This is a genomic window from Streptosporangium sp. NPDC020072 (assembly GCF_040631445.1).
Classification (GTDB): Bacteria; Actinomycetota; Actinomycetes; order Streptosporangiales; family Streptosporangiaceae; genus Streptosporangium.
The window spans coordinates 175714-191670 of sequence record NZ_JBEYAB010000013.1; the positions used below are offsets into that span (position 1 = coordinate 175714).

Sequence of the window (15957 nt, forward strand, 5' to 3'; positions counted from 1 at the left end):
CCGGGGCCGCCCCCGGCTTCAGGTCAGGCGGCGGTCCCGGGAGTCCGGCGTCGTCGACGGCGAGAATTCCGAACTCCATGGATATACGCGACTACGTAACGTTAAGGTCCGAGAGGGTGGCCCTCGTAGGGAGTCGCCCACAAAACCCTCGACGTACGACCGCGAAGGAGCTCAAGGTGCCTGCTCGACGACACATCGGCGCGATCGGCTTGCTGGCCGTGGGGCTGCTCACGGCGGTGTTCCCGGCCGCTCCGTCCTCGGCCGCCGTCATCAAGGCGACGGCCTACGGGGTCTGGGCCCAGGGAGCGCTTTCCGCGGGCCCGCTGCCCCACGCCGACTCCGCCGCCGGGCCCACCTCCGCCAGGGGCGGGCCCTGGGTCCTCGGCAAGCCGTACATGCAGATCCTCAGCGCCCAGGAGTTCCACGTCGCCGCACAGCGCCAGAGCACTTCCCTGTGGGCCGAAGCCCAGGTCAAAGGCATCCTGGCGTTCGGCAGAACCATCGAGGTCGAGAACCTCAGCGCCTCCTGCGCCTCCACCGGAACCGGCATCAGGTCCGAGGTCCGCATGGGGAGAAACCATTTCGGGAACAGCGTGGCGGGCGAAGGCGTCATACCGGCGCCCGAACGCATAACCTTCGACGGGGGCTCCGCCGTCGTCAACGAACAGCAGGTCAGGGCCTCGGACGGTACCCTCACCGTCAACGCCCTGCACATCACCATGAACAGCGGCCCCAGCTTCATTCTCGGCTCGGTCACCTGCACCCGCCTGGCGTAGAACGGCCACGGCACTCCAGCGCCCCGCCCGGACGTGCGAACGCTCCGCGATCCGCGACCGGGCGATCCGCCCTCGACGCGACGACACGATTCAGGTCGGCGAGAGCGGGCGGCCGTCCGGCGCCGGCACTCCCGGTCACACCGCGTGGCGTGGAAGCGGACGTCGGCGAAGGGAGCCTCACCTGTCCGCGGGGCCGTCTCCCGGGCCGTCCGGGGCCACCGTCCCGGTCTCTCCATGGAAATCGGGAAATGGCCCGGCGCGTAATACGGGCGACATTAAGCATGAAATAGAGATATTGACAAACGGGTGGAACCTCCGGCCCTCCGTTCTTGACGTCCTCACTCATGTGGCGAAACGCGGGGGCGTGCGAACGTCCACGAGATTTCCGATCCCACCGCCCACGGCAAACGATTTCCACCTCCAAAATGGAGCCATGACGATTCAGCATGGTTCATGGCGCGAAGGGCCTTTGTCGGCGGCGGTGGCGTGGGCCACCCGTGACGTGACCGTCGAGTGGTTATGAACGGGGCACGGTCGTCCGTCGCACTGTGTCGGCGAGCGCTGGCCGACCTCGAACGCACCCTGGGCCCCGACCATCCGGACACCCTGACCTGCCGCCACGACCTCGCCGAGGCCCACCGGACGGCGGGGCAGGCGGACAAGGCCATCACCCTCTACGAACAGGTGGTGGCCGACCGGGAGCGGGTTCTCGGCGCCGATCACCCCGACACCCTGGACAGCCGCCACAACCTCGCGAGCGCCCACTGGGCGGCAGGCGAGGCGGTCAGGAGCATCGCTCTGTCCGAACAGCTGGTGGCCGACCGGGAGCGGGTTCTCGGCGCCGACCATCCCGACACCCTGGCCAGTCGGCACAACCTCGCCGAGTCGTACCGGACGGCGGGTGAGACGCACAAGGCCATCACCCTGCACGAACGACTGGTGGCCGACTGCGAACGGGCCCTCGGCACCGACCACTTCACCACCGTGACCAGCCTCAAGAACCTCGCCGAGGCGTACCAGGCGACAGGTGAGCAGGACAAGGCCCTTGCCACGAACGAAAAGGCGCTGGCCGGCTGCGAGCAGGCCTTCGGCAACGACCACCCCGCCACCCTGGCCATCCGTCGTGACCTCGTGGACGCCTACTGGGCGAAAGGCGAGGTGGACAAGACCGTCGCCCTGTGCGAACAGATGATGGCCGGCTGCGAGCGGGCCTTCGGCCCCGACCACCCCATCACCCTGGCCAGTCGCCACGGTCTCGCCCAGGCCTACCAGCTGACGGGGAGAATGAGAGAGGCCGTCGCCCTCTACAAGCGGACGCTGGCCCGGCGCAGGAAGACACTGGGCTTCGACCACCCCGACACCCTGGCCACCTGCCGCGGCCTCGCGAGCGCCTACGAAGCGTTGCGATGGATGAGACCGGCCCTGAGCCACTACGTACATGTGGAGCGCCGACAGGCGGCGGCTCTGGGCTCCGCCCATCCCGACACCCTGGCCGGCCGTGCGGACGTCATGCGGTCCTTCATCCTGATGAGGAAGGTGAAACCGGCCATGCGCGTGGGCGAGAACCTGCTGCCCGACTGTGAACGCGTGCTGGGTTCCGACCATCTCATCACCCTGACCGTGCGCAACAGCCTCATAAACGTCTACCGGGTGGCCGGAAAGATCGAAGGGGACGTCGGCCTGTGCGAACAGGCGTTGATCGCCTGCGAACGCGCCCTCGGCACCGACCATCTCGCCACCAACAACGCCCGCCAGAACCTCGCGCACGCCTACCAGGCGAACGAACGGCCGGAGGCCGTCGAACTGTACGAACGAGCGGTGGCAGGCTGCGAACAGGGCTTCGGCCCCGACCACCTCGACACCCTGATCTCCCGGTTGAACCTCGCGAACTCCTACCAGACGACCGGGCGGACCAGGCAGGCCGTCGAGCTGTACGAACGGACCCTGGCGGACTGCGAGCGGGTTCTGGGGGCCAGGCATCGGATCACCCGGGTGGCACGGGCGAGCCTCGGGAAGATCCGTACTCCCTGAGTACGGCGGCGCGTCACCCGAGCGGTCTGTGCCGACGGTTCACGGCGTTCAGCCGTTCGCGTGCCGGGAGCGAACCGGCCACCACATCTTCGTGCGTCTTCGAGGCGAAGAGCGGTACGGCGGATCGCCTTCGGCACGCACGTGGCACGTTTCGACCTCGCAGGCTTTTCCCAAGAGGCACGGGATAAATCAATCGTTCCTATTTCTCCCAGGGCCGCCCCTGTCGGTAAACGGCGTAGAAGCCCTCGGACAAACCGGAGACGAACAGAAACCAACACTCAACGGAAATCCCGCCGAACTCCTACGTCCCCCTGTTCCGGCGGCTCGCGGACGGCCACCGAAAGACCGTCTCGACACGGCCGCCACAAGGTCGCCGGAGAGACCACCCGGGCTTCTCTCGAAGCGCCCTCCGGCCCGGCGCACCCGGACCCCTGACGGCGCCGACGGACAACCCCGTCGGATCCACCCGCCACCGAAGACACGCCTTCACCTTTGTGGCCGAACGACTACACAGAGTGCATGATCGGAATGTCCTACGGCGGAAACACCGCCTCGGCCCGAACAGGGGAGCCCCATCATGCGACGTAGCGTCCACCTTCTCGCCGCCCTCGGTGCGGCGGCACTGACCCTGCTGCCCACCACCGCCATGGCCGCGCACGGGCGGCTCGTGTTCGGCGGAGGCCAGGTGGTCGAGAACCCGTCCGGCTGCGTCGACGCGCGCCTGAGGCCGCTGATCCTGCGCAACGAGACCAACGAGTACGCGCTCGTCTACAGCGGTCCCAACTGCACGGGCCAGATCGTCGCCGTCGTCCAGCCCGGCGGACGCACCACCCAGGAGTTCGGCAGCAGCGTCTTCGTCGCCTGACAACCGACCGGGCAGGGGCGCGGCCGGACAGGCTTGGCCCCTGCCCCAACCACCCTCCGGCGGCGACGTCGCCTTCCCCGGGCACGGAGAGAACCCGGCGTAGCACCGTCCACGGCCGCCGCCGGAACCGTGATCCACGGCTCGCCCGCCCGCGGCGTGACGACACCCCGGCCCCAGGGGCGAGCCGCGCGAGGTCCGCCTGGAAGGGCTCGGCCCCACCTCGCCCGGCGCCGTAGAGCCTCGGCCGACGTCGGCAGGCCCGCGCCGCACCCCCAGGACGACCGTCCGCACAGCGGACCGGCGCCGGGATCCACACCTCCGGACGGCGTCGCGGCGGCCCTTGGCTCCCCGCCTACAGGAATCAGGCCAACTTGGCCGATAACGCAGTGTGACATGCGGAACCGGTGACGCTCAGCTGGTGGCCGCGTGATGCGAAGCTCTCCGTCCCAGGTAGTAACAGATAGTCATCAGGCACTTACTTTTAGCTGTAATGGCGTCATCGACTGCTCAGGAAAGGAGGTGAATCAGATGAAGCAGGACATGCCGGAGCCGGTGAAGGTGTACGAGCCGCCACTGGTGGCGGAGGTCGGCGCGTTCGCCGCCACGACCCTCGGCAACCTCGACCCGGAGCGCCCGGAAGGCACCTTCTTCTTCCGTCCGTACGGCGAAGACTGACACTGACCGACTGTTCGTAGCAGGAAGGGGGCGGCCGGATGCGCGGGTGCGGCCGATCGTGGCTGGTGGCGCTGCCGGACTGCGCGGCGGCGGGTGACGCCGTCGGGCGGGTTCGGGGGCGTGGGTGTCATGTGGTGCCGCACGCGTCCGGCCGTCCCTGGCTGGTGGGATGCTGGGACGGCGACGAACTGGTCCTGGCGGGTTCGGGCCGGGTACGGCTGGCGGTCCTCGGCCTGTGTTCCCTCGGCGGGGACGAACTGGCACGGCGATCGGTCGCCGTGAGCCGCCCACAGGAGGTGGAGGCGGTGCTGGACGGCGCCGCCGGTTCGTTCGCGGTGCTGGCCTCCGTCGACGGAGAGACCTACGCGCGGGGAAGCGCGTTCGGGGCACGACGGCTCTACCACGCCCGGATGGGCGGGGTCACCGTGGTGGCCGACCGGGCGCGGACGCTCGCTCATCTGACGGGGGCGACGGCGGACCCGGCCGTTCTGGCCGCCTTGCTGGCCGGGCCTGGCGTGCCGTACCCGCTGGGTGAGGCGGTGGCCTGGCAGGGGGTGGAGTCGATCGGGCCGGGGCGGGCGCTGCTGGTGGACGCGGACGGCGTCGGCCGGTCCCGCGTCTGGTGGCGTGCGCCCGAGCCGGTGCTACCGCTGAAGCAGGGCGCGACCGCCCTGCGGCACGCCCTGTGCGAGGCCGTGGCGGTGCGGGTGCGGACCGGGCAGGTGTGGGGAGCGGACGTGTCGGGCGGGACGGACTCCACTTCGGTGGCGTTCCTCGCCGCCGAGGCCGGAGCGCGGCTGGTGGCCGCCACCCTGCACTGGGCCAACCCGAACAACCAGGACCATCGCTACGCACGCCAGGCGGTCGACGCGCTCGGCGTGCCGCACCTGACGTTCCCCTCCGATCGGGTGCCGGGGCACTTCGACGGCCTGCACCTCCGCCTGGAACCCGGGGACGGACCCTCACTCGGGATCCGCGACCGTCTCCAGCAGGGGCACATGACCGAACTGCTGCGCGAGCACGGCGCCGTCGCCCGGTTCTCCGGGCACGGCGGCGACCACGCGGTGATCCCGCCGCCCGGATACGTGCACGGCCTGGCCCGCCGCCGCCCGCTGCTGGCGTTGCGTCACACCACCGGCTACCGGGCCCGATCCCGCTGGCCGCTCGCGTCGGCCGCCCGCCTGCTCACCGACATGGGTTCCTACCCCTCCTGGCTGAATGCGCAGGCCCGGCTGCTCGGCTCCCCCAGGACGGCGCTCGGCAGGCCGCCGGTCGGCTGGGGGCCACCGGTCACCCTGCCGGTCTGGGCCGGTGACCACGCCCGTGACCTGGTCGCCGGTCTGTTGCGGGACGCGGCCGAGAACGGAGACGGCCCGCTGGCCGCCGAACGCGGTCACCACGCACGGGTCGAGCAGGCGATACAGGCCGGTCGGGGCGCCTGCGGCATCACCGCCGCCCACGGACCCGACCGCGGCGGGCTGCCGATCCACACGCCGTTCTGTGACGACGCAGTGCTTGAGGCGTGCCTCGCGGTCCGGCCCGAGGACGCCGCCTCCCCCTGGGTCTACAAGCCGTTGCTGGCCGAGGCGATGCGCGGCCTGGTCCCTGACGCGATCCTGGAGCGAACCACCAAGGACCACTGCGGCGACGAATGGCACTCCGGCCTGGTCGCCAACCGCCACACCCTGGCCGCCTTCGCCACCGACTCTCACCTGGCCGCCATCGGCCTGGCCGACCCCGGCGCGCTGCGCCGCGCGCTGATCAGCCCCGCCCTGCTCACCGGCGGTGCCGCCGAGCTCGAACACACCCTGGCCGCCGAGGCCTGGCTGCGCGACATCGCCGCCCACCCCGAACCCGCCTACCTGAAGGTCCACCGTCATGAGCCTGACCCTGTGCCCTGATGTCACCCTCTACGACACCGGGCAGGCGCTCATCCTGCTCGACACCCGCCGTGGCCGATACTGGCAGACCAACGCCACCGGGGCCGAGGTGCTGCGCGCCCTGCTCGGCGGCACCACCGCCGACCAGCTCGCCGACCAGCTCGTTCGCCGTCAACCGGTCACTCACCGGCAGGCCGCCGACGACATCGCCGCCCTACTCGACGACCTGCGTCGTACCGGGCTGGTCCGGTCGTGAGCCAGACTCTCCACTCCCCGAAGACCCGGCCCCCGCTGCGCACCCGCGTCGCCGCCCGCACCGCCGTCGCCGCCGCCCGTCTGCTGGCCCACCTGCCGCCACGGCGCATCGTCGCCGTCCTGACCCTGCTGCGCCACGGCACCCGTCCCGCCACACACGCCCAGGCGCTGGACGCCCGCACCGCCGTCACCGCCACCAGCACCATGTGCGCCGGACGCCACTGCCTGCAGCGCTCTCTCGCCGCGACCCTGCTGTGCCGCCTGCGCGGTCACTGGCCCACCTGGTGCACCGGCGTACGCACCCCGCCCTTCGCCGCCCACGCCTGGATCCAGGCCGACGGCAGGCCCGTCGGCGAGCCCTCCGACATCACCGGCTACGGCATCATCCTCAGCGTCCCGCCGTCTCCCGACCGGGGGTCCCGGCGGCCTGACCGGCACTGTGCCTGACCACCCGGTGGACACCGGTCGATGAGACGGGCACCGGCCGACGATCCGGCCGGTGCCCGCCGTCGCACCGCTCACCACACCGGCGTCCGCGCCGGGCCGGTGTGGTCGCGGCCTAGCCCTTGGACCTCGGTCCCGGGGTCAGGCCCGCGCTGCGGAACGCCGCGTACATCTGGTTGGCCTGGTTCGCCGCGCCGCGGACGTTGGGGTGGATGAGGGTGCAGGCCTCACCCTTGGGGACGCCGGCCGGGAGCATGTTCAGGAGATCGCACCGGTATTCGGCCGGGTCGGCCGGCTTGGTCTCGCCTTCGGGAATCACCAGGTCGTCGAACACTCCGTACATCCACTGGTCGGCGCCCCTGGCGCACACGCCCTTGCCCTGGCTGGACTCGTAGGTGTCGACGTAGGTGGCCCACCCCTGGTTGTCCCGCGCCTGCTGCCTGATCGCCTCGTTGAGGCGCCGCTCCAGGGCGATGAGGAAGTCGCCGTCCACGCCGAGGCGGACGGTGCCCAGCCGCTTGAAGTTCCCCCAGTAGCAGGTGGTCTGGTTGAACGGCCTGGACACGACCGTGGGGTAGCCCAGCAGGAACACCTTCGCGTGCGGAGCGCGCTCGTGGATCCGCCGCATCATGAGGGTGTACTCACGGGTCAGGGTGGCGAACCTGTCCGCCAGCCACTGACGGCCCTCCCCGTTCTCGTAGTAGTCCCTGCACCCCGGGCCCAGGGTCGGCGGGTCGCCCTGCTTCACCCCCATCTCCAGGCACTTGGCCAGGATGCCGGCGAACCCGAGGGTGTTGCCGCCGATTCCGATGGTGACGACGTCCTCGTCGCCGTTGAGCGCGTCGATCTGCGCGGGCCTGGCCGGCCATGCGCAGGTGCCGTGGTTGAACGGCGGACCAAGGAGCAGGTCGCAGGTCTGCGGGGACAGAACTCCCTTTTCGATCTCGGCGGCGCCGCAGGAGACGTCGGTGAGCCGAACCCAGTTGGAGGTCTCGGCGTTCAGCCGCTGGGCAAGCTGCTGTTCCCAGTTGTGGTTGGACCGGGCGCAGCCGTCGCTGGGGTCCCAGCGGGGAACAAGGGCGTTTGCGCTGTAGGAGTCGCCGAGCGCGGTCCACTTCAGCGGCTGCTGAGCCGCCGTGTTCGGGGTCGTGACCGGGGCGGCGTGGGCGGCGGAGCCGCTCAGCAGGTTCGCGACGATGCCACCGGCGAGGGCGACGCTCAGGGCGATGGAAGGTGGGCGCATGCTTCTCCTACGTCGATCACTCTTGGTAGTTGTTTGACTACCTATAGCATGCGGGCTGTGGCGGTGCCAGATCCCTGGCCCGCGACGTCAGGGGCCGGACAGGGCCTCATCTGACCTGCGGCGGTGACCCGGCGCCCCGATCGTCCACGGGCCGCGCGAATGCCTCGACGGTGCCGTACGGGAAGTGGGTATAGGACTTAAGGGGTCAAAACACCCGCCCGGCTCGTGCGGCACCAGGTCCACGTCGGTGCCGCGTTCCCCCCTGCGCCGCCCGCCGGAATGACGTCGGCGGCGTATCCGGCGCGGGCGAAGGCGCGGATGGCCGCGTCCAGGTCCGTCCCCTCCGTGTGTCCACACCCGCGTCTGCCTTCTGGAGGAATCGTGACCACTCGTGTTCAGCTGCCGTTCGAGCGGCCCGGCCCGATGCTGCCCGCGCCGCTGCTGCGCGAACTGCAGGCCCGTGGCCCCATCCATGCCGTCCGCACCGCCCTCGGCACCCCCGGATGGCAGGTCACCGGATACGCGGAGGTGCGCCGGTTGCTGAACGACGACCGGCTCGGCCGGTCCCACCACGATCCCGAACACGCCTCCCGCACCGGGGAGTCGGTGATGTTCGGCGGGCCGATGGGCGACTTCGAGACCGAGCAGGCCGACCACCGGCGGATGCGCTCGCTGTTGCAGCCGCACTTCTCGCCCAAACGGATGCGCGTCCTGCGCGCCCGTGTCGAGACGCTCACCGCCACCCTGCTGGACGAGCTGGCCGCCGCCGGGCCACCCGCCGACCTGCACTCCGCACTGGCGCTGCCGCTGCCCATCGCGGTCATCTGCGAACTGCTCGGCGTGCCCTACGAGGACCGCGCGCAGTTCGGCGCCTGGAGCCAGGCCGCGAGCGACGTCACCGACCGGGCCCGTTCCGAGCAGGGCCTTGAGGAACTGTTCGGTTACGGCCGGCGCCTGGTGGCCCGTAAACGGGCCGAGGGTGACACCGACGCCGATGTGATCTCCCGGCTGGCCGCCACCGACGGGGTCAGCGACGAGGAGGCCGCCACGATGAGCATGATCCTGCTGTTCGCCGGGCACGAGACCACGGTCACGGCGATCGACGCGGGGGTGCTGTGGCTGCTGTCCACGGCGGGCCAGTGGCAGGCGCTGGTGGCCGACCCGTCCCGGATCGGCACGGCGGTCGAGGAGATCCTGCGCGCGCTCAGCCTTGGCGGGGACGGCATCGCGCGCTACGCCCGCACCGACCTGGAGATCGCCGGCGTGCGGATACGCGCCGGTGACCTGGTGCTGCTGGACACCGGCGCGGCCAACTACGACGCCGCCGTGTTCGACGACCCCGACCGCTTCGACATCGGTCGCGCGGCCGTACCGCACCTGACCTTCGGCCACGGCGCCCGCTACTGCATCGGCGCGCCGCTGGCCCGCATCGAACTCCAGGCGGTCTTCTCCCGGTTGACCGGTCGCTTTCCCGCCATGAGGCTCGGCTGCGCGCCGGAGGAGCTGACCTTCGACGCGAACGTGGTGACCGGCAGCCTGACCGCCCTGCCCGTCAGCTGGTGACAGGGCTTCGATCTATCGAAAACTTGCCCACATACATCACTTTGTGTATGTGAAAAGCCACTCTCCGCTCTGGAACCGTTCGGTGGCGCGGAGGCGGTCGCGCCCGGGTCCGCACCCTGTGCGGACCGGCGGGCCGTACGGCACCGCGTCGCCGGTGGAGTCGCCGGGCGAACCTGCCCCGGCCCGCCGCCTGACATTGGGTCACCGGACGGGGCCGACCTCCAGGGCGGGGCACCACGACGCCTGTTTCAGGCCGCCGACCCGGCCGCAGAACCCCACCTGCGCCGGTCGGCCGAAGCCGTCGACGCGCTGAACGGAGATGAGCTTGTCCAGCGGGACCTGACGGTCGACGTCACCGCCGAAGTCGATCATGCCGCTTTCCCCGTCGAGCGCCTTGTCTCCGTAGACGCCGCTGATGGCGTGCCAGATCGTCGCCGACGTCAGCGGCATGTCCAGGAACTCCTCCTTCAGCTGCCTGACGGCGTTGACGTAGAGCCTGACGGCGTCGAAAGCGATCGCGGCGTGCCCGTCCAGCGAGGAGCTCTCCAGCTGACTGCACTCATCGGGGAACAGCTCCGCCAGCTCGGCGTAGAGCTCGCTGGTGCTGTCGCAGCGTGCGGCGTCGAGCGCGAAGTCGAGAAAGTCGTAGGAGATTCCGGGAAAGTTCTTCCGGCGTTCGGCGTCGGCGGCCAGGCGAGCCACGTCGTCGCCACCGAGAATGGTGGGCGGTTCTGAGTTGCAGGCCTCGTTGACGCCGCCCAGCATCGACTCGAAGTCCTCCGCGCGTCCCGCGAAGAAGATCAGCCCTGAGTAGTGGCACGCCTGTCTTCCCAGGTCGATCAGCCCGGCGGAGATCCTGCTGGAGTCCACGCTCGGAGTGGAGTACGGAATGACCTCGGTGGCGAACCCGATCTCCTTGAAGCTCTTCTCGACGTCGTCCTTCAGATTGTCGCTGTAGATGTCCATCGGATCGTCGGAATAAAGTATGCGAACCTTGCGGTCTATTTTCTCCCCTGTTCTGTAGCGAAGGCGGCCCGCGTACGCCGCGGCGACCTCGGCCTCACGCCTGTTCTGCGGCGAGATCTGGAAGTACATGGGCGACTGGCGGATGAGGGTGTCCGCGGAGAGGATCGTGCCCACCGCGGGGAGCCCGACCTTGGTCAGGGCGCGGATCGTCCGGCTGGTGGCGTCCCTGCTCTGGTCGAGGCCGGTCACGCCGAGAATCGTGGGGTCCTTCTCCTTGAGGCGCGCCAGGATCTCGGCGACCTGGGGGCCGTACCTCATTCCCGACCCCGCGTTCGCCGGATAGACGCGGACTATGGGCTCTACGGGACCGGACCTGCGGAGTTGACGTGACTGCGCGCTGGCCGCCCCCTGCAGGGCCTCGCGCACGTAGGCCCGTGCCCGTGGGGATCTGTCGGTGGTGCTGAACAACGCCGACAGGTGAACGAGCGTGATCAGGGGGCGTTTCGGGTCCTGCTTGTGCAGCTCGTCGGCCTTGCGGTTCAGCTCGTTGACGGTCTGGAGGGTCGCCTTCAGCTTTCCGTCCGAGGTCTGGAAGGAGAATCCGTACCGCGAGACGCCGACGCACTCGCCTGTGGGCATGGTCTGGACCGTGCCGGAGTCGGCGGCGAACACGTCCAGCCCGCAGTGGGCGCTCTGGTAGTCCTGGATGGCGTACCACTGCCTGACACCGGCACCGGCCAGCACCAGGGCCACGGCGGCGGCGAGCATCCTGCCGGTCGAACGGCGCGCCCACAGAGGCGGCGCCGGAACACGTAGCCGCGCGTCCTGGGCGACCTCTTTCTGGCGGATGAAGTCGTATCCCGTTTCGGTCGGCGACATCGGGTCGGGAACGAGCAGCGGGAGGTACCAGGAATCGTGTGTCCTGGCGCGGGCGTGGCGCAGGAAGCCGTCACGCCAGCCGTCATAACGCCGATCGTCGAGGGTCCAGAGCCGGTTGTCGCCCCAGTAGCCGTATAGGCGCGACCCCGGTTCCGGCACCGCCGTGTCGCACGCTATGACGAGGAGGGGGTCGAAGGCCCCTGTGTCGATGCGGACGTCGATGATGGTCTCCAGGAGCGTGTCGCCCCCGTTCTCAGAAGTCGTCCCGTCGAATATCGCCACGCAGTACGCCATGCGCCGTGCGGCTCTGGGACGCCAGAACCGACGGCGGTAGGCGACCCGCAGGTCCTCCATGAACGCGTTCGCCATGAGTTTGCGGAGTTGCTCGATGTTCTCGACGTCCTTGTTCGGGCCCGTCAGCTTTTCCGCGAAACCGATGAACGTGCCCGGATCGGCCGGTGAGAGGTACGGCTGGCGAAGCAGCCATCGATACTCTCCGCCGAGCCCGAGACGTATCCTGAACCAGGCGAGGGGGAAGACGTACAGGCAGAGCAGCCGTAACCACCAGGGCACCTCGCCCACGGCGAATTCCGCCTGGGGTGAGCGCAGGAACCCGAACACCCCCCTGCGGCGGATCTCACGTTCCCGCAGCCTGCGCAGGAGCGTCGGTGTGTGGCCGTCCACGGCGTCCGCGTCGCTCTGTTGCAGGAGCCAGTTGACCAGGCCGAACCTGCGGAAACGCACCTTGCCGTCACGGCCGTTGACATCGCGGCCGAACGCCTGCGCCAGTTCCGCCAACGCGGCGCGTGTGACCTCGACGGACTCACGTTCCGAGCCCAACGCCCGGTCGGAGAAGACGCACAGGCCGTACGGCACCCGGCGTGGATCGGCCTCACGCAGGAAGTGGGCGAGCCCGTGGGAGAGTTTCGTGTGCTTCTCGGCGCCGACGACGTAGACGATCGGGAGTCCTTCTCTGCCCTGCCTCACCCCTCTGTGACTGTCGGGCACCGGACATTCACCACGTCTCGGCCGACGAGCGAGCCTGGCGATCAACCGCAGGAGATACCCGGCGCCAGGGAAAACCGGAATATCGGATGGATCGTGAGGAACATTCATGGCGCATCCCGAAATATCAGGGGAAAGGCGTGACGGCTCCGGCGTTCGGTGTCCGCCTGCCAATGGCGCCCGCCTGCCCCGACAGGGCGCCGCCCCGTACAGCCGGATCCGCATCGATCCCGGAAGTTCGCCTGTCCGCTCCTGTAACACCGCCTGAGAACCGGTGCCGTTCTGGCCGACGACCGCGATCACGGCACCTCAGATGTATTGCGCCTGATCAGAGCCGTTCCGGAGACACACCGCGGCAGCGCGCCCCCCGCCCCGCCGTGACGCCGAAGCCCTTCTCCTCACTCCCGATCGCCGTCGGAACCTGTCTCGAAAAATCAGCCGAATTCTCACTCATGATCGTTTCAGCCCTTCAGGCGTAACGAAATCACTGAGAGCGAGTCACCATCTCGCCATGGCTGAATTTAACACCAAACCACCATGGATCACATGCAAAGCGTTAATTTCGCTATACCCTGCGTTATTTGACGGTAAGTCCGATAGGGTAGGAATGTTCATCTGCTTTTTCACGCCAACGGGAAGCGATTCCGCCGCACGGGTGTGCCCCCGTCAGCTCCGGGCCCCCAGGATGGCCCTGCCGATCCGCACCAGGGTGGCGCCCTCCTCGACGGCGATCTCGAAGTCGTTGGACATGCCCATCGACAGCTCACGCCAGTCGCGGTCCGGCACGTGCTCGCGCAGCGCGTCCCTGATGCGGGCGAGCGCCCGGAAGCAGGGACGGACCTGTTCCGGGTCGTCCACCAGGGGGGCGACCGTCATGAGGCCGCACGGCACCAGGTTGGGCAGCGCCGCGATCTCACGGACGACGCCGAGGAACCGTTCCCATCTCTCCCCGTCACCGGGGCCGCGGAGGTCGAAACCGGACTTGCTCGCCTCGTCGGCGACGTTGACCTGGAGCAGGATCCGCATCGGGCCCCGCTCGGGATCGTCGGCGAGGACCCGGTCGAGACGCCGGGCGAGCTTCAGGGTGTCCACGGAGTGGACGACGTCGAACATCCGCACCGCCTGGGCCGCCTTGTTGGACTGCAGGGACCCGATGAGGTGCCAGCGCCAGGGGTCGTGGCCCAGTTCGTCGATCTTGGTGGAGGCCTCCTGGATCCGGTTCTCCCCGAGATCGGTCACGCCGGTGCCGTACAGGTGGGCGACGGTCGTGGCCGGATGGGTCTTGGTGACCGCGATGACGGTCACCTCCTCGCCGTTCCGGCCGGACTTCTCGGCCGCGACGGTCACCCTGTCCCGGATCGCGGTCAGCCTGACGAGCAGTTCTTCGGAGTTCATCGGTCCTTCCCATCGTTGAGGTGGCCGACGGGCTCGCGGACGGCCTGACGCATCGACCGCCGGATGCCGATCAGGACACCGATGATGACGACGGCGATGCCCACGATCTCGACGGGCGGCGGCAGACGGCGTTCGGCGAGGAAGACGTAGGCGAGCCCGGAGATCGTCTCGAAGACGATGAGCTGTCCGGAGACCGAGACCGGGAGCTGGTGGGAGGCCCTGTTCCACAGCAGGGTGCCGACCCAGGAGACCATGACGCCCAGGATGAGGCTGCCCGCTATCAGCCAGGCCACCGAGTCCCTCGCCCCACCGGTGCCGGGGGCGGGGGAGGCGGAGGCGCCGAGCAGCAGCAGTGGGCTGGCCAGCAGCGCCATGACGAGGGTCACCACGCCGATGAGGGTCGACCACCGCCCCGAGGACATCTCCGGGTGGGTCTTGAGGAAGGCCGCGTTGGCGACGCCGTACCAGGTCCACATCAGCAGGGCGAGGAGGGCGCAGCCCGCGCCGGCGAGCTGGGCGGCGAGCGGCCGGTCTCCGGTGCCCGACCAACCGGCCTCGGTGAGGTTGACGAGGACGAGCCCGGCGGCGATGAGGGCGATGGGCAGGGCGAGGCGGCCGAAGGGGAACTCCTTGTGCCGCCAGTTGCCGTAGAGGGCGACGGTGACCGGGAGGGTACCGATGATCACGGTGACGACGGGGGCTCCGACCAGGGCGACGCCCTGGACGACGAAGAAGTAGTAGCCGACGTTGCCGGTGAAGGCGAACAGGACGGCCATGAGCCAGACGTCTCTTCCGAGGCCACGGAGCCGGGTCCTGGTGACCGCGAGGATCAGCAGCGACAGGATGCCGTAGCTGACGTATCTGCCGAGCGTGATGACCACCGGGTCGAAGGCGCTGAGCAGGACGGGGACCAGGAACGCGAGGCCCCAGATGAGGTTGGCGGTGATCCCCGTCGCGACAGCGGCCGTGGTGCCGGCGAGCGAGGACCTACCGGGAACTGCCATCGGGTCTCATCTCTCCATCGCGTCGTCTGTGCGGAAAGCCGGAAGTGATCACGAAACTACATTGATCGGCTTCCGGTCCGTGGCCACTGTGCCGGAGTCGGCCAGCGCCTCGCGCAGCCGCCGCTCCAGCGCGAACATGTGGCGGTGGGTGACGGCGTCGTAGACGGTGGACGCCTTCGGGTCCACCTTCGCCATGGCCGCCGCCACCCGCTCCTCCGTCACACCCGCGGGATCGACGGTGTCCCCGGCGACGACGAACCCCCACGGCACTCCGTAGGAGGGCACCGAGATGGCGTACGGCGTCGCGTACCGGAAGACCGATCCCAGGGTCCGCAGGGCGCCGGCGAAGAAGTCCGCGGCGAGGAAGTGCGCGGGTCCCGCCTGCGTCGCGAAGAGCCCTCCGGGCCGCAGGACACCTCTGACCTCGGCGTAGAACTCCGCCGTGAAGAGCCGTTCGGTCGCCGACCCCTCCGTGGCGTCGGGAAGGTCGGCGACCACCAGGTCGAAGTCGTCACCTGCCTCGCGGACCTCACGGACGAGGGCCCGGGGGTCCCCGAACACGACGCGGCACCGGGGGTCGCGGTCGGCCCCCCGGTGCATGTGGGGAAGCATCGACCTGGTGATCTCGTACAGCTCGCCGTCGACGTCGAGCTGGACCACCCGCCGGAGGTCGGGCAGGGCGCACAGCCGGTGCAGGACACCGCCGTTCGCTCCGCCGAGGACCAGCACGCGCTCGACCCGGTCACTCATCGCGTAGGCGGGGTACAGCAGCGCCTCGTGGTAGTGGGCCTCGTCCCCCGCGGTCGACTGGACCCGCCCGTCGAGCAGGAGGGCGGGGCCGTACGTGCCGAGCTCGACGATCGCGAACTCCTGGACCGGGGTACGGCCGGCGCGGTGCACGGTCACGACGTCGTGGACGTGCCGCTCGTAGGCGGTGATGGGTTCGACAACCTGTCCGGCCGGCATGGGATTCCCC

13 protein-coding genes are annotated in these 15957 nt (G+C 69.6%); 8 read left to right on the plus strand and 5 right to left on the minus strand.

Annotated elements, in window-relative coordinates:
• Positions 1–176: 176 nt before the first annotated feature.
• The 7 genes from ABZ470_RS29660 to ABZ470_RS29690 all read left to right on the plus strand — a co-directional run bounded on the left by ABZ470_RS29660 (position 177) and on the right by ABZ470_RS29690 (position 6929).
• Positions 177–776 carry a choice-of-anchor P family protein gene (locus ABZ470_RS29660; RefSeq protein WP_362915543.1) on the plus strand — a complete coding sequence of 200 codons (600 nt, stop codon included), beginning with the start codon at positions 177–179 and terminating at the stop codon, positions 774–776.
• Between the two features lie 519 nt (positions 777–1295).
• On the plus strand, positions 1296–2807 hold the full coding sequence (locus tag ABZ470_RS29665; protein ID WP_362915545.1) for a tetratricopeptide repeat-containing protein: 1512 nt from the start codon (positions 1296–1298) through the stop codon (positions 2805–2807).
• Between the two features lie 577 nt (positions 2808–3384).
• On the plus strand, positions 3385–3672 hold the full coding sequence (locus tag ABZ470_RS29670; protein WP_352014959.1) for a hypothetical protein: 288 nt from the start codon (positions 3385–3387) through the stop codon (positions 3670–3672).
• Positions 3673–4200: 528 nt separating this feature from the next.
• On the plus strand, positions 4201–4347 hold the full coding sequence (locus tag ABZ470_RS29675) for a lasso RiPP family leader peptide-containing protein (RefSeq protein ID WP_352015074.1): 147 nt from the start codon (positions 4201–4203) through the stop codon (positions 4345–4347).
• 134 nt (positions 4348–4481) lie between these two features.
• Positions 4482–6248, plus strand: a complete 1767-nt coding sequence (locus ABZ470_RS29680; protein ID WP_362915547.1) for an asparagine synthase-related protein — start codon at positions 4482–4484, stop codon at positions 6246–6248.
• Positions 6226–6483 carry a lasso peptide biosynthesis PqqD family chaperone gene (locus ABZ470_RS29685; protein WP_352014961.1) on the plus strand — a complete coding sequence of 86 codons (258 nt, stop codon included), beginning with the start codon at positions 6226–6228 and terminating at the stop codon, positions 6481–6483. The genes ABZ470_RS29680 and ABZ470_RS29685 overlap by 23 nt, the downstream gene beginning before the upstream one ends.
• The gene (locus tag ABZ470_RS29690; protein WP_362915549.1) at positions 6480–6929 is read left to right on the plus strand and encodes a lasso peptide biosynthesis B2 protein; all 450 of its coding nucleotides are present in this window, start codon (positions 6480–6482) and stop codon (positions 6927–6929) included. Before ABZ470_RS29685 ends, ABZ470_RS29690 begins: the two co-directional genes overlap by 4 nt.
• Positions 6930–7041: 112 nt before the next feature.
• Here the strand turns inward: ABZ470_RS29690 and ABZ470_RS29695 are convergent, their stop codons facing one another.
• The gene (locus ABZ470_RS29695) at positions 7042–8169 is read right to left on the minus strand and encodes an SGNH/GDSL hydrolase family protein (RefSeq protein ID WP_362915551.1); all 1128 of its coding nucleotides are present in this window, start codon (positions 8167–8169) and stop codon (positions 7042–7044) included.
• Between the two features lie 381 nt (positions 8170–8550).
• Between ABZ470_RS29695 and ABZ470_RS29700 the strand changes: the two genes are divergently transcribed.
• The gene (locus tag ABZ470_RS29700) at positions 8551–9732 is read left to right on the plus strand and encodes a cytochrome P450 (protein ID WP_362915553.1); all 1182 of its coding nucleotides are present in this window, start codon (positions 8551–8553) and stop codon (positions 9730–9732) included.
• A 201-nt stretch (positions 9733–9933) separates the two neighbouring features.
• Here the strand turns inward: ABZ470_RS29700 and ABZ470_RS29705 are convergent, their stop codons facing one another.
• From ABZ470_RS29705 to ABZ470_RS29720, 4 genes are all read right to left on the minus strand, one after another.
• Entirely contained in the window at positions 9934–12585 is a 2652-nt protein-coding gene (locus ABZ470_RS29705; protein ID WP_362915555.1) for a hypothetical protein, read from the minus strand.
• 663 nt (positions 12586–13248) lie between these two features.
• Entirely contained in the window at positions 13249–13977 is a 729-nt protein-coding gene (locus tag ABZ470_RS29710) for a YggS family pyridoxal phosphate-dependent enzyme (protein WP_352014966.1), read from the minus strand.
• Positions 13974–14981: a DMT family transporter gene (locus ABZ470_RS29715; RefSeq protein WP_352014967.1), complete on the minus strand. Its 1008-nt coding sequence runs from the start codon at positions 14979–14981 to the stop codon at positions 13974–13976. Before ABZ470_RS29715 ends, ABZ470_RS29710 begins: the two co-directional genes overlap by 4 nt.
• Before the next feature lie 48 nt (positions 14982–15029).
• Positions 15030–15947, minus strand: a complete 918-nt coding sequence (locus ABZ470_RS29720; protein WP_362915558.1) for a hypothetical protein — start codon at positions 15945–15947, stop codon at positions 15030–15032.
• Between the last annotated feature and the right edge of the window lie 10 nt (positions 15948–15957).

Excerpts from the sequence above, each read along its gene's own strand:
- ABZ470_RS29670 (WP_352014959.1), top strand. The coding sequence starts at position 3,385 with ATGCGACGTAGCGTCCACCTTCTCGCCGCCCTCGGTGCGGCGGCACTG.
- ABZ470_RS29715 (WP_352014967.1), bottom strand. The coding sequence starts at position 14,981 with ATGGCAGTTCCCGGTAGGTCCTCGCTCGCCGGCACCACGGCCGCTGTC.
- ABZ470_RS29665 (WP_362915545.1), top strand. The coding sequence starts at position 1,296 with ATGAACGGGGCACGGTCGTCCGTCGCACTGTGTCGGCGAGCGCTGGCC.
- ABZ470_RS29695 (WP_362915551.1), bottom strand. The coding sequence starts at position 8,169 with ATGCGCCCACCTTCCATCGCCCTGAGCGTCGCCCTCGCCGGTGGCATC.
- ABZ470_RS29675 (WP_352015074.1), top strand. The coding sequence starts at position 4,201 with ATGAAGCAGGACATGCCGGAGCCGGTGAAGGTGTACGAGCCGCCACTG.
- ABZ470_RS29720 (WP_362915558.1), bottom strand. The coding sequence starts at position 15,947 with ATGCCGGCCGGACAGGTTGTCGAACCCATCACCGCCTACGAGCGGCAC.
- ABZ470_RS29685 (WP_352014961.1), top strand. The coding sequence starts at position 6,226 with ATGAGCCTGACCCTGTGCCCTGATGTCACCCTCTACGACACCGGGCAG.
- ABZ470_RS29710 (WP_352014966.1), bottom strand. The coding sequence starts at position 13,977 with ATGAACTCCGAAGAACTGCTCGTCAGGCTGACCGCGATCCGGGACAGG.